General features: G+C 61.2%; 9 protein-coding genes. 5 read left to right on the top strand and 4 right to left on the bottom strand.

Annotation, left to right across the window (positions count from 1 at the left end; genetic code table 11):
- Positions 1-47 precede the first annotated feature (47 nt).
- The 3 genes from AAF358_02725 to AAF358_02715 are packed head-to-tail and all read left to right on the top strand — an operon-like array spanning position 48 to position 5,338.
- The gene (locus AAF358_02725) at positions 48-1,241 is read left to right on the top strand and encodes a thiolase family protein (GenBank protein ID MEM7704435.1); all 1,194 of its coding nucleotides are present in this window, start codon (positions 48-50) and stop codon (positions 1,239-1,241) included.
- Between the two features lie 42 nt (positions 1,242-1,283).
- Positions 1,284-4,745, top strand: coding sequence for an indolepyruvate ferredoxin oxidoreductase family protein (locus tag AAF358_02720; GenBank protein ID MEM7704434.1), 3,462 nt, complete (start codon positions 1,284-1,286; stop codon positions 4,743-4,745).
- Entirely contained in the window at positions 4,742-5,338 is a 597-nt protein-coding gene (locus AAF358_02715) for a glutathione S-transferase family protein (GenBank protein ID MEM7704433.1), read from the top strand. Before AAF358_02720 ends, AAF358_02715 begins: the two co-directional genes overlap by 4 nt.
- A 55-nt stretch (positions 5,339-5,393) precedes the next feature.
- On the opposite strand, the gene AAF358_02710 is transcribed toward AAF358_02715, so the two are convergent.
- Positions 5,394-7,805 (bottom strand): TonB-dependent receptor, encoded by a 2,412-nt coding sequence (locus AAF358_02710; GenBank protein MEM7704432.1) that lies wholly within the window; start codon positions 7,803-7,805, stop codon positions 5,394-5,396.
- A 302-nt stretch (positions 7,806-8,107) separates the two neighbouring features.
- Here AAF358_02710 and AAF358_02705 point away from each other — a divergent pair, with 302 nt between their 5' ends.
- On the top strand, positions 8,108-9,418 hold the full coding sequence (locus AAF358_02705) for an MFS transporter (GenBank protein ID MEM7704431.1): 1,311 nt from the start codon (positions 8,108-8,110) through the stop codon (positions 9,416-9,418).
- A gap of 3 nt (positions 9,419-9,421) precedes the next feature.
- Here the strand turns inward: AAF358_02705 and AAF358_02700 are convergent, their stop codons facing one another.
- From AAF358_02700 to AAF358_02690, 3 genes are all read right to left on the bottom strand, one after another.
- Positions 9,422-10,816: an FAD-linked oxidase C-terminal domain-containing protein gene (locus tag AAF358_02700; GenBank protein MEM7704430.1), complete on the bottom strand. Its 1,395-nt coding sequence runs from the start codon at positions 10,814-10,816 to the stop codon at positions 9,422-9,424.
- An 83-nt stretch (positions 10,817-10,899) separates the two neighbouring features.
- Complete coding sequence (locus AAF358_02695; GenBank protein ID MEM7704429.1) at positions 10,900-12,858, bottom strand: FAD/NAD(P)-binding protein; 1,959 nt, start codon at positions 12,856-12,858, stop codon at positions 10,900-10,902.
- Between the two features lie 19 nt (positions 12,859-12,877).
- Positions 12,878-13,414 (bottom strand): hypothetical protein, encoded by a 537-nt coding sequence (locus AAF358_02690; protein ID MEM7704428.1) that lies wholly within the window; start codon positions 13,412-13,414, stop codon positions 12,878-12,880.
- 90 nt (positions 13,415-13,504) lie between these two features.
- Here AAF358_02690 and AAF358_02685 point away from each other — a divergent pair, with 90 nt between their 5' ends.
- Entirely contained in the window at positions 13,505-14,218 is a 714-nt protein-coding gene (locus AAF358_02685; protein MEM7704427.1) for a TetR family transcriptional regulator, read from the top strand.
- Positions 14,219-14,220: the final 2 nt, after the last annotated feature.

Here is a 14,220-nt window from a genome sequence, read left to right as displayed (position 1 = left end):
GAGCACGTTTCATTGTTTGCTCACCGCGAATATTTTAGTCTTAAAATATGTCCCAGATCTATGTGCCCTACGGGGCTTACTGGTCCACGCCCTTTAGCCGCTGGCAGATGAGTTTGTCGGGGCTTCACTCGTTTAAGTTGGCTGCGCAGGCGGCCCGGAAGGCTGCCGAAAGCCGAAGCTTGCCGCTCGATCAGCTCGACTTTGGCGTGCTCGGTATGACGGTGCCGCAGCAGGGTGCGTTCTACGGCCTGCCGTGGCTGGCGGCGGAAATCGGTGCACCGCAGCTGGCGGGGCCGACCATCAGTCAGGCCTGCGCCACCAGCGCCCGAATCCTGGCCGAAGCGGCCAGTGCGGTGCGTTCCAAGGAGGCCACCGCGTCGCTCGCCATCGCCACCGACCGCGTATCCAACGGCCCGCACATCTACTACCCGGACCCCAGCGGCATGGGCGGCGCCGGGAAACAGGAAGTGTGGGTGCTCGACAACTTCAAGAAAGATCCCTGGGCTGACTGCGCCATGGTGGAAACTGCCGAAAATGTAGCTTCAGAGTTCAAGATCACCACCGGGGAACAGAACGACGTGCTGGTGCTGCGTTCTGAGCAGTATCAGCAGGCGCTTGCCGACGATAGGGCCTTTCAGCGTCGATATATGGTCGAGCCCATCGAGCTCGTTGACCGCCGCGGTCGGGTCAGAGCAAGCTGCAGCGGCGATGAAGGCATTCGTCCGGTGGAGCGGGCCGCTATTGAGAAGCTCAAGCCCGCGCTGCCCGACGGTACGGTCACCTTTGCCACCCAGACGCATCCCGCGGACGGTGCCGCCGGTATGGTCGTGACCAACGAGCAGGTGGCTGCGGACTTCTCCCAGGATCCGGCGGTGACGATTCGACTTATCAGCTTCGGGCAGCACCGGGAGCGAAAGGCCTATATGCCCGCCGCTCCGATCGGTGCGAGCCAAAAGGCGCTGGCGGCGGCTGGGATCGGCATTGAGCAGGTCACGGCGATCAAGTCGCATAATCCGTTTGCGGTCAACGACATCGCCTTCGCGCGGGCCTTTGATCTCAGCGTCGAAAAGCTCAACAACTACGGCTGCTCCCTGATCTGGGGACATCCCCAGGGTCCAACCGGTCTTCGCGCTATCATCGAGCTGATCGAGGAGCTGGTGATTCTCGGCGGCGGCTACGGCCTGTTCCAGGGCTGCGCAGCCGGTGATACGGCGATGGCGGTTGTGATCAAGGTAGGCTAAACCGCCGGCCGCGCCATCGTTCGGCACAATGCGAGGAGTTAAATGCAGGCCGTTTCCCTAAGGGACCGCTACGAGCAGCAGGAAGGGATGGTGTTTCTCAATCCCATGCAGGCGCTTGTACGCCTTGCGCTGACGCAGGCCCAGCTCGACGCTGCGGCGGGTAGAAACACCGCGGGCTTCATCTCGGGCTATCGCGGCTCGCCGCTCGGCGGGCTCGACAAAGCGCTGTGGTCCGAGTCACAGCTGCTCGAGGAAGCGCACATCACCTTCATGTCTGGGCTCAACGAAGATCTTGCCGCCACCGCCGTTTGGGGTTCACAGCTGGCGGGCATCGACCCGAAGCGCACCGTCGACGGGGTATTTGGCCTCTGGTACGGCAAAGGGCCGGGCGTCGATCGCTCGATGGATGCCCTCAAGCACGCCAGCATGGCGGGCACCAGTCGCTTCGGCGGGGTGCTGGCCATAGCGGGAGATGATCACGGTGCGTTTTCTTCCTCCCTGGCTCACCAGTCGGACCACATGTTTATCGGCGCCGGCATACCGACGCTGTATCCGGCAACGCTAGAAGAGTTGATCGACTTCGGTATCCGGGGCTGGGCCTTGTCGCGGTTTACCGGATGTTGGGTTGGAATCAAGCTGGTTTCTGAAGTTGCCGAGACCTCGCGTGTAACCCCTGTTGGTCTCGAGCGCCATACGTTCAGGCCGCCGCCTTTCGAACCCGACGGAGAGGTGCGCTGGCCCGACCCGCCGCTGCAGATGGAGCGGCGTCTGCTGGAAATTCGGCACCCGGCCGTGCAGCAATTCAGCGCGCTCAATAGCTTCGACCGCGAGCTGTGGCGCAACGGCGACAGCCGCCTGGGAATCGTGGCGCCTGGAAAAACCTGGCTGGACGTCCGCGAGGCGCTGGCTCTGCTCGGCATCGGAGAGGCGGAAGCCGTAAAGGTGGGGCTCGCGCTCTTCAAACCCGGCCTGATCTGGCCGCTGGATGCGGCGCGGCTGCGGGCGTTTGCGCTGGGGCTCCAAGAGCTGCTGATCGTCGAGGAGAAGCGTCCGGTGATCGAGGATCAGGCGACGCGGCTGCTCTATGGCAGGGCGGGCGCACCAGCCATTGCGGGCAAGCGGGACGCCGAGGACCAGGCTATGATCCCGGAAGCGGGTGACCTCCAGGCGGGTGAGCTGGCGATCACACTCGGCGACTGGCTCGCGGAAAAGGACGCGCTCAGCGAGCGGAGCAGGGCCTGCCTGGCTGAGCTCCGGTCGCGCCTTCAGCCGCGCGACCAGGAGATTCCCGCGCCCGCGCCACGGAAGCCGTTTTACTGCTCCGGGTGCCCGCACAACACTTCGACCCGCGTCCCCGAGGGCTCCCAGGCGATGGCGGGCATCGGCTGTCACGGCATGGCCTCGTGGATTCCCAGCCGGTCGATTGTATCGATGACCCACATGGGTGGTGAGGGCATGCACTGGCTTGGCCGGGCCCCGTTTACCAGCGAGCCGCACATCTTTCAAAACGTGGGCGACGGCACCTACGCCCATTCCGCCTCGCTGAACATCCGGGCCGCGGTTGCTGCCAAGGCCACCATGACGTTTAAAATCCTCTATAACGAGGCGGTGGCGATGACCGGCGGGCAGCCGGTGGAGGGCGGCCTGTCGGTAGGTCAAATCTGTGAGCTGGTGCTGGCAGAACGCGTCGCCGAGGTGGCGGTTGTGACCGACGACGTCAGTCGCTTCGACTCGGAGCCGTTGCCAGGGTCGGTCACACTGCTGCCTCGCGAGGAGCTCGATCGGGTGCAGGAGCAGCTCAAGGACACGCCGGGAGTCACGGTGCTGATCTACGCTCAGGGCTGCGCCGCCGAAAAACGTCGCAAGCGCAAGCGCAAGCAGCTGGACGATCCGGCGGTCCGGGTCATGATCAATGACCTGGTCTGCGAGGGCTGCGGCGACTGCGGTCGCAAATCCAACTGCGTGGCGATCCAGCCGCTGGAAACGCCCCTGGGTCGCAAACGCCGCATCAACCAGTCCGCCTGTAATAAAGATATCTCCTGCGTTCGGGGCTTCTGTCCGAGCTTTGTAAGTTTTGAGGGCGGTGAATACGTTCCGCAGCAGGCTGACGTGCTCGACGAGAGCTGGCGAGCGGGTCTTCCTGCGCCGGACTCCTGCGAGCTGGAGGAAGTGTTCAACATTGCGCTGGCCGGCATCGGCGGCGGCGGGGTGGTGAGCGTCGCCGCGATCATGGGGATGGCGGCCCATATCGAAGGGCTCCAGGCCAGCGTGCTCGACGTCACGGGCCTCGCCCAGAAAAATGGCGCCGTTTACAGCCATATCCGGCTCAGCCGCAGCGCCGAACGACTCGCCGCCGGCCGCATTCCGGAAGCCACGGCTGACGTGGTGCTCGGCTTTGATCTGATCGCCGCCGCCGGCGACGGCGCCGCAAAAGCGATGTTCGAAGACCGCACCCGCACGTTTCTGAACAGCGTGTTTACCCCGTCAGCCGACTTTATCGACGACGGAGACCAGGCGTTTGGGGAGGCGCGCCTGCAGCAGCGGCTGCGCGACCGGTCGCGGATGCTGGAAATCATCGATGCGGGAATGCGGGCTGAGCGGCTCCTGGGGGACCAGATTTTTTCGAACCTGATCCTGCTGGGTGCTGCCTGGCAAAGCGCGGTTGTACCGCTGAGTGATGACGCGCTGCGTACGGCCATCACATTGAATGGCGCCGCTGTGGAGAAGTCACTGCTGGCCTTTGATCTGGGCCGCCTCGCGGTTGCCGATCCGGCCCGCCTGGGCGAGCTTGGCGGCGATGACCATAAGTCCGAGACGGCTAAGCCCGAATCGGCTGGCGCACGAGACAATACGCAGGCCCAGATCGATCATCGGGCCAGATTTTTGGAGCAGTACCAGAACGCTGCGTACGCCGAGACTTATCGAAGCCTGCTAGCGGAAATTGCTGAGGCGGATCGTCAGTTTCCTGAACGCCAGCAGGCCTTGACCCGGTCTGCCGCAGAAGCGGTGTTTAAACACATGGCGATCAAAGACGAGTACGAGGTAGCAAGGCTTTACGCCGAAACAGACTTTTTGAACCGGGCCAAGGCAAACTTCCGTGGCAGGACCCGACCGGTTTTCCACCTTGCCCCGCCGCTGTTCTCAAAAAAAGATCCCGTCACCGGAGAGTTGCTGAAGCGACGCTTCGGCAGCTGGGTGCTGTTGGCGTTTCGAATGCTGGCGAGGTTTCGTTCTCTTCGAGAAACACCACTGGATATTTTTGGACGCACGGCCGAGCGTCGCTGGGAGCGGGCGCTCAGGGCTCGGGTCATCGACGATTTTCGCTCCATGCTGCCAGCGCTGAGTGACGCAAGCTACGGAGTGGCGGTTTGCTATGCCGAGCTGGCTCTGGATATCAAGGGGTTTGGGCACGTCAAAAAGGCCAACGGTGACCGCATCGAGCCGCAGCTTACGCAGTGTGTGAAACAGGTGCTTTCCGCCACGGCTGAGACTCGGACCGCATGAAACTCATCGGCGGTAGTCAGTCGCCTTTTGTGCGGCGTATCGCGATGGTTCTCGAGGCGCTTGGCCTCGGCTATGACCAGGAGGTGGTCCGTACCGACCAGGACGGTGAGCTGATTCGCCGCTATAACCCCGTTGGTCGGGTACCAGTCTTAGTGCTCGACGACGAGCGGGTGATTATCGACTCTCACGCCATCTTGGATTACCTGGAAAGGAGCGGCCCCGCGACACCGCTGTTTCCGCAGGAACAAGAGCGCAGGATGAAAATGCTCTTTGCCGACTCCGTTGCCATAGCGGGGATGGAGAAGCTGGTCCTTTGGTTTTACGAAAAACATCGGCGTGATCCGGCGCTACGGTGCCCGATAACCATTGGTGGCTACGAGACACAAATGCGCGATGCTCTCCATTGGCTTGGTGCAAGCTGTTTGCCGGGCGCTTACCTGTGCGGTAATGAATTGACCTTGGCGGATATCACGACGACATCGCTGCTGAACACGATGACGGCGGTTGCTGCTGACCTGGTTCAGGGGCCGAAATGCGCTGAGACCCGTGCGCTGGCCTCTCGGGTAACGTCGCAGCTCGCTGCGGCGCGTTAGGCGTATGGGATGGCCGGCGCACAGCGTCGCCGGCCATCACTCTCAGTTTTGCCGCTTAGAATCTGCTTGAAAACGTTACCCCAACCGTTCGCGGCGCCAGCGTCACGAAGAAGTACGGGTCCTGCTCTGAGGCAAGCGCGTCAACCACCGCGGTTTCGTTGGTGATGTTCTTGACGAATATGCCTGCCGACCAGTTATCCCTGCCAACAGACACGTTGAGGTTTAGGATGTTGAACGACGGGATATCTTCGAAGAACGGGTTCAGGATGTTGTCGACGTCCCGGTTCTGCGAAACCGTGTCTGAGCTCCCTCGATAGGTGTAGTCCAGGCGCGCAAATCCGTCCAGCCCGCCGGCTACGTCGAGCTGGAAGCGCGATGTGGCGTTGAGGTTGGCCGAAAACGAGGGGGTCTTGGCGAGCTCGTCGTCCTCGAAGACTAAGAACCGGTCGGTAACACCTGGGACGATGGTCTGGTCCTCGGCGAAGCCGGTATCGAGATAGGTGAAGGCGGCGCCAAACTCGAAGGGCCCCTCTGTCCGATAGGTGCCGCTGACCTCGAGTCCGAGCACGTCGGCCGCGGGACCATTGGTGGTGTAGGTGAAGTTGTTGCCCTGCACGATCTGCACGTCGTCCCAGTCCATGTAGAAGAAAGCCGCGCTCCCGGACCAGCGGCCGTCGGGGCTGTTGTATTTGCCGCCGACCTCGTAGTTCCACAGGGTGTCGGACTCGAAGAACCCGGGGACGGTCCCGCCGCCGATCGCCGCCACACCGGCCGAGATGTTGGTAGCCCCGGGCCGGAAGCCGGAGGCAATTTCCGCATACGTGGTCAGGTCTTCGGTGGGCTGATAGGTGAGGTTGAAGCGATAGGTGACCTCACTTTCTTCGTTCTGGAACAGGCTGTTTGGACCGCCGCTCAGGAAGTCCGGTCCGGTGTTGTTCTGGGTATCGGTCACGTCAAAGTCGAAATACCGGGCGCCGACGGTCAGCTCGGTTTTTTCATTGATCTGGTAATAGACCTCACCGAAGACGGCCCAGCGATCGCGTTCGTTGACCAGAAACCGACCGAAGACGCTGTTGGTGGAGCCGGGCGCACCTGCGCCGGTGACCGGCGTGGGTGCTGCCGGCACAAACTCTTCCACGGCAAAGCCCGACGCGTTTGTGTTGATCACGTTCAGATCGAACCGGCTGTCCTCATTGGCGATGAAGCCACCAACAAGAAAGTTGAACGGCCCGTCGAGGGTCGACGCAAAGCGAAGCTCACCCGAATCGATGTCGCGCTGCTGCGGCTGGTTTACCACGCTGGTGGGCGGTATTGAATATCCCAGCGCGCCGAGAAAGAACCCCGATAGCCCGGGGCTGGTATTGGTGGGTGTCGAGTCATAGATGTACTCAAAGTCTCGTTCGAAGCGCGAAAACGCGGCGGTGATGATGCCGGAGTCCAGCTCGTAGTTGGCGGTTATTGAGGCCAGCGTAAACTCTTCGTCCAGCGGCGTGCGGACCGCCTCGGTGCTGATCCAGTCGTCGCCGGCAACCGGTCCGCCGAGAATATCAGAGCCGATGAATTGATAAGTGGCAAACTGCCCGGGGGTGTCGGTCTGAGGCTGCGACGGCCCAAAGCGACCGGAAGGCGTCTGCCGACTGTTGTTGCCCATCTCTCGCTCCTGGTAGTTGATCGTGGCCAGGATCGACAGGCGATCGGTCGGTTCTGCCAGAAGGTGCAGGCGGCCGCCTTTGATGGAGCTGTCGTTGACGTCCGTCAGGCCCAGCACGGGCTGGTCGAGAAAGCCCTGCGCTTCCTGGCCCCAGACGACCGCCCGCAGACCGAGCTTGTCCTCGATCAGCGGCAGGTTGAACATGCCGTCCATACGGAAGCCGAGATCGTCGGACTCTTTCATGGTGGTCATGGCGGCATTGACGCTGCCTTCAACCACATCGAGTTTGGGCTTATTGGTGACGAAGCGCACGGTGCCCGACAGCGAGTTCGCGCCGAAGAGCGTGCCCTGCGGGCCTTTGTAGACCTCGACGGTCTGGAGGTCGGTGAGCACAAAGCCAGCCTGGCGGCCGCCGCCGTTTTGCTGGAATCGCCCGCTGATTGGCGATTCGTCAAAGTAAACGCCGACCGTCGACTCCTCAGCGCCGGAAAAGATGCCGCGGATGATGTAGCTGCTGTCGCCGGGCCCGAAGCTTTGCAGGTTGACCGAGGGTAGCTGAGTGATCAGCTCCTCAAAATCGATGATGTTCTGTTCCGCGATCGTCTCGCCGGTAACCAGGTCCAGGCCGCCACCGTAACTCTGGGGATCGACCCGGGTGGCGCGCTTGCCGATAATCAGGATTTCTTCGATATCTTCAGAACTGTCGTCCTCACCGACCTGAGCGAGCGCCGGCAGGGTCATGACGGACGCCAGCCCGGCGCAAATTGCGAGCGCGAGCCGGTTCTTGCGTGACTGGAAAAACGGCGGTCGATTCATCGTGCTCTCCTCGGTTTACGGAAGGATCTCAGCGCCGGGATTGGCGGGTGAGAATGACACAGAGAGCCCCCTATTCAATTGCGTTTTTCGGTTGATTGTGCAACCCGCAGAATTATCTTAGTCTTAAAATATCGCGCGTGTCTAATAGACGCTGCGCATACATTTCAGCCATGCTGATCGAGGGAAATCTGGCCAGTAAGTTCGGCCTGTTGCGGTGATTTCTACCTCCTCAGTTTTGGTCCGGGCACCGGTGGTGCCAGCGCGTCATGTCTTGGCGTTTCTTAAGCTGGAGTGATCTTTACATGGCGCGTAACGTGCGTTTTGTTCCCGACGGTTGGTATCGGAAACCCATCTTCGGACTGCCGGTGGTCGTGGCCGGTTTTATGGGGATGTTTGGTAACGTCGGTCCGCTCATCTACTCGAGCTTCGCCTTCGTCGTTCAGGATATCCAGCGGACGACCGACTGGGCGCGTTCGGACCTCACGCTCTCGATTTCTTTTTTGACCTTCTTTACCGCGCTGGCTCAGCCGGGTTTCGGCGCAATCGTCGATCGTTTCGGCGTGCGCTGGCCGACAGCGCTGTCGCTGCTGCTGATGGCGATCACGCTGGCGACCATGCCGCTCTTTGTGACTGAAGTTTGGCACCTGTGGGTGGGCTTTATATTGGCGGCGGTGCTTGGCGTCGCCAACAACACGATGTCGTTTATCCGTCTCGCCGCGGCCTGGTTTGATCGGAAACGGGGGCTGATGATTGGCATCGTCGCCTCTGCCACGGGACTGGGTCTCGCTATTTTGCCCCGTATCACTGCTGAGGTAATCAACGACTACGGCTGGAAGGGTGGCTTTGTCTGGTACGGCATCTACATCGCGTTTATCACCGTGCCGATTATTGTGCTGTTCGCACAGGATCACCCGCGCGATCTGGGCTTGCGGCCCGACGGCGATGAAGCCGCCAGTGAGGGTGGCCCCGATCAAACGCAGGGGCTGTCCGGTCTGACGCTGACGCTGGCGCTGCGTACCCGTGTATTCTGGGTGCTGGCGATCGGGATTTTGCTTGCATCATTTGCGCTGTGGGGCATTACCAATCAGCTGGCGCTGCTGCTCGGCGATCGCGGCATGAGCAGCGTGGATGCGGCCAAGGTTGCAACGGCTCTGGGTCTGTCGATGGCCGGCTCCCGGCTGATCATCGGCTGGACGCTCGATCGGGTGTTCGCGCCGATTGTTGCGCTGGTGGTGTTCCTCGGCAGCGCGGTGGGCTTCTGGCTGCTCGCCACCGGGGGAACCGGATTTGCGCTTTATCCGGCTGCAGCCCTGCTTGGCACCGGCCTCGGTGCCGAGATCGAGCTCATCGGGTTTATGGTCAGCCGCTATTTCGGCTTGCGCGCGTTTGGCGCGATCTACGGCAGTATTTTTGTCGGGTTTTTGATCGGCACGGCTGGTGGTCCGTTCCTGCTGTCGCGGGCGCAGGAGGTCTTAGGCACCTACGACGAAGCGCTCTACGGGCTGGTTGGCGTGATGATTGTGGTGGCGCTGATGTTTGTCACGATGGGGCGCTACGATCGCTACCATCAGCAGTTCGAAGCAGAGGCGTCCCCTGAACAGGCAGCCGGCTAAGGCTTAGTGATAGCTCGCCGGGTCCGGCAGCTTCTTACCCGGGTTCATAATCAGATCGGGGTCGAGCGCGGCCTTGACGGCCTGCATGGCCCGCAGCGTGGCCGCGCCGAATTCGGACAGCAGGTATTTCTGTTTGCCCAGACCCACACCGTGCTCACCGGTGCAGGTGCCGCCCATGGCCAGGACCCGCTCGATCAGCCTCTCGTGGCAGTCGTGCATGGTTTGGACCTCCGCAGGATTGTCTGGGTCGATAACGTAGACAAAGTGGAAGTTGCCGTCGCCGACGTGCCCTGCCAGCATGGTGGGAAAATCGCAGTGCTTGTCCGCGTCAGCGCGGGTTTCGCCGATGCACTCGGCAAGGCGCGAGATTGGCACGCAGACGTCGGTTGCCACCGCGCTGCAGCCGGGCCGGATCGCGCTGGCGGCATAGGCAGCGTCGTGGCGGGCCTTCCACATTTCTCGACGCTCATCGGCGTCCACCGTCCAATCAAAAGCTGCACACTGGTGGTCCTCGCAGATTTCACCAAAAGTCTGCGCCTGCTCAGCAACGCCGGCTTGCGTGCCGTGAAACTCGACAAATAAGGTCGGCGACTCCGCGAACGACGTTTTGGAATAGGCGTTGATTGCCGCGACCTGCGCCGCATCGAGCAGCTCGATACGCGCTACCGGGATGGCGCACTGAAGAGTTTCGATAACCGCATTGGCCGCCGCCTCAACCGATGCAAACTGAACTCTGGCGGCGGAAACTGCCTCAAGCCTTGGATGCAGCTTCAGGGTGACCTCTGTGATGATACCCAGCGTTCCCTCCGAACCCACCAGCAGGTGGGTCAGGTCGTAGCCGGCGGAAGACTTCCGGGCACGGCCGCCGGTTTCGATGATCTCCCCCGACGGCAGGACCACCCGAAGTGACAATACGTTGTCCCGCATGGTGCCGTAGCGAACCGCGTTGGTTCCGGAGGCCCGCGTTGCAGCCATGCCGCCGATTGAAGCGTCAGCGCCTGGGTCGATGGGAAACTGCAGCCCCGTGTCGCGCAGAAAGCTGTTCAGCTGGCTGCGGGTGACACCTGCCTCAACCGTGCAGTCCATGTCTTCCGCCGAAACCCGAACAATTTTCTGCATTCGCGAAAGGTCGATACACAGCCCGCCCTGCACGGCGACCACCTGCCCCTCGACGTTCGTGCCGGTGCCGAAGGGGATAATAGGAACCTTACGTTCAGCGCAGGCCTTCACAGCGGCGGCCACTTCCTCCGTGGTGGTTGGGAAACACACCGCGTCCGGAGGCTGCATGGTGTGCCAGCTTTCGTCCTGACCGTGGTGTTCCCGAACGGTGGTATTGGTCGTGATCCGATCGCCGTAAACCGGCGTTAGATCACCGATGAGCGCCTGAACTTCTGCCATTGACGGGGCCCGCATTGAGTCACCGTTACGCTATTAGGTGGGCCTGTCGATTGCAAGCGCAGTCCGTTGCGATGTTCAGTGCTTTACGATGTGCTCTTCAGGAGCTGCCCCACTGCGCGTTCAGCCTCGTCGACCGCTCCTTCCCACATCTGATACCCCTTTAGCTCAGCGTGTGCAAAAGCGATGCGCCCATGCGGCTGTCTGATCACGTCGCTGGGGGCGGGCTCGCCGTCTTTGCCAAAGAAGAAGCCGGGCGTGGTCACCAGGTAGGCGTGGCCCTGGCGGTTGACCGTGATGCCGGCAATGTCTCGCTTAGCGTCAAAGCCACCGGGACCAAACATCTTGGTGAACTGGTCGATGATCTGCTGCTCAATCTGCGCATACGGCATGGCAAACAATTGCATGCGCGCAGCGACGGTCTGCTCTTTGGCCGGCATACCGGGCATACAGAACGAGTTATACATGGTCAGGACCGTGGGCTTTTCGGGATCGAGCGGCATTGGCTCTTCGCCGTCCAGAATCATCTGACGCCGCAAGGTGGTGAACCAGCCCATGTCGGAGCCAAACCAGCGCACCGACGCAACTCCCAGCTTGTCCATGAACTTCCAGTTCCTGAGCGCAACGTTGATGACCATCATCGGCGAATGGATAAATTGATCCATCGCCCGCGTGTAAGACTCGGGCAGGTCGGTCACCACCCGCTTGTTCATATGCTGCTGGCCCGCCATGACCACCTTGTCGGCGGTGATCCGATACATTTTGCCCTCGTTAAGGTAGGTCACGCTGACCTGCTTAGCCGTCTTCGGCGAACCGTCGTGGCGAACATTCACCACCAGTGAACTCAGCCGCATTCGGGCATGATTGGCCGGGTTGTCGATCTGTTCCCAGTCCACCGGGTTGGCGAGGATTTCCGTCAGCTTGCTGGCTTTGCCAAACACCCCGGGAATCAGCCGATGCACGATGTGGCGCAGGATGCCCGTGTTGCCGCCGGGGAAGCTGGCCAGGTGGACGTAGTCCGTGGGGTCACCGATGCCAAACTGCCTGCCGTACTGCATCACGCCGGGCTGAATGAAGTTGAACGCCTGGTAGGCGGAGATCACGTCCGTGCCGAGCCCGCAGCCCATGGCGGCCGCAAAGGGATTCAGATAGTCATCGATGGCCGGATTGTCGATCCCCATTTCCTGCTTCAGAAACTGTTTGTAGGTCATCGAGTCGAGCCACTCCGCCCAGTCTTCTCGTTCCGGCGGCTGCCGGTAGACCTCCATCCAGATCAGATCGTTTTTGGTCTTGTCGTCGATCGGAACGTCTTTGAAGCGGTTGGACCAGGGGTTCCGAGCCATCTTGTGGCCTTCGTGGAACCAGCCTAGATCGGTGTCCTCCCAGGTCAGGTGCATGGGGGAGTAGGTGTCTTTGGGGATCTTGAGGCTACTGTTGACCGGCTCCTGCCAGGTGAACTCCTGGGGTAGATCCAGCTCATCCCACATGTGGGAGAACATCTCGATCTTCTTCGCACCTTCGAGCGGCCAAACCGCGCCGGTGGAGCCCTGTGGTCCCCAGAGGCGGTAGCCGTCCACCTCAAACTCATTCTGGCGAGCTTCGCCGCCAAACATGGCGTGATTGTCGAGCACCAAGACCTTGGCGTCGGGCTTTTCCTTCAGAAAGGTGTAGGCGGCGGTGATGCCGGCAAAGCCGGCGCCCACACAAGCGAGGTCATAGTGCTCGCCGGTATCTTCGGCCAGCCGCACCCGGGCCTCGAAGTCGCGATTGCGGAACGTGTGAGCGGCGTTGATGACCTCATGCGTGTTGCCATTCGCCTTGGCGTAGTCGCCGACACCCGCCGGACCGGTCCAGCTCGAGTCTCGGTCGTTGAGCGGCATCGGGATCGATTGCGGGAAGGGATCGGTCGGCGTCTGAGCACTGGCCTTCTTCATCATCGCCGGCGCGCCTGCGGTCAGCAGCGCTGCGCCGCTTCCCACCAGCGTGCCGCCGACAAAATCGCGGCGCGTGATGGCTGGCTTCGATTTCGGTGTCTCTTTTTTCATTCAGAATTCCTCGCGATGCTCAGCCATTCATAGTGAACTCGCCCATGACGTACATCTCGCCGTGGGACCACCATTCACCGTCGATGCGCTCCCACAGAAAGAGCATCTTAAAGGTAAAGGGTTCCTCTTCGATGCCCGGCGGGAAACTGACGTGAAAATTGACCCAGTCCCAGCCGGCGTCGCCGTTGACAAAAGTGTTGTAGGACTCAATTTTGACCAACGACCCAATCACTTCATCATAGACCGGCGCCAGCGCCGCCCTCCCAACTTTGGTATTGCCCTCCGGATCGGTAGAGATCACCGACTCGGTGTAAAAGCGCGTGAGGATCGGTTCGGGGGTGTTGTCGCGAAACGCCTGCTCTTTCATGTCGTACTTTTCGCGGATCGCCCCCTTGAATGCAGCCAGCTGCTCCTCGCTGGACGGGGAATCCATGGAAGCTGGCGCCGCCTGTGCACCGCCTTGCCCGGCTGGCTGTTGACCGCAGGCGCTGACCAGCAGAGCTAGTGACGTTAAGAGCAGCAGGATTGAACCTGCGCGAAGAAATTGACCCGACATGGCGGTCCTCTCCCGTGGTTTGTTGGGCGCGAAGGCCCGACCTTGTGACCACACTCCGGTGATAAATCGTTTGTTGGTAACCTAACCAATTTGGTAACATTACCAATTAGCGCGGTCAGCGGCAAGCGACGTCCAGAGCCGGAGGTAAAGATCATCGAACGGACAGCAACAACAGGTGCAGGTCATGCAGATTCGGGTCAGCGAATCGGCACGGGCACACGCGCACGGGGGCAGGCGAAGATCCAGCTGATCCTGCAGGCTGCGATTGCCCACATTATGGAATGTGGCGCCAGCCAGTTTTCCATGAACGCGATAGCGAGTCGGGCCAAGCTGCGAATCTCCGCGATCCAGTACTACTTCCCAACCCGTGCCGATCTGCTTGGGGCGATTTTTGCCGACACGTCCCGCCGCTACAGCGATGAGTTTCAAAAACTTCGGGATCGTTGGCCCGACGAGCCAACGGAACGATTTACCGCCGTCGTCGATTTTCTTTTTGATGACGCGGTGGATCCTCAGCGGCGGGCATTTTTCGTCCACCTATGGTCGATTGCCGCAAGCGAGGGGCTCGAGTCTGCGCTGTCCGATATCTATGCGTACTATCGGAAGCAGGTCGCCACGCTGATCGCGGAGGTCAATCCGGCGCTCAGCAACCGCAAAGCTGAGCAGCGCGCTCAGCTCGTCAACGCGGCAATCGAAGGAGCGTTGGTGGTGGTCTTTCCCGGCCAGCACAGCAAAAGGTATCTAGCCGACTTCAAAAAGCTTCTGCTGGCGAACGCGCTGGCGGTGGTGAACGCGCCGAGCTAGCT

This window comes from Pseudomonadota bacterium (assembly GCA_039033415.1).
GTDB lineage: Bacteria > Pseudomonadota > Gammaproteobacteria > Xanthomonadales > SZUA-38 > JANQOZ01.
Note: the sequence above shows the minus strand (reverse complement) of the source record. Positions and strands in the feature narration are given on the sequence as shown.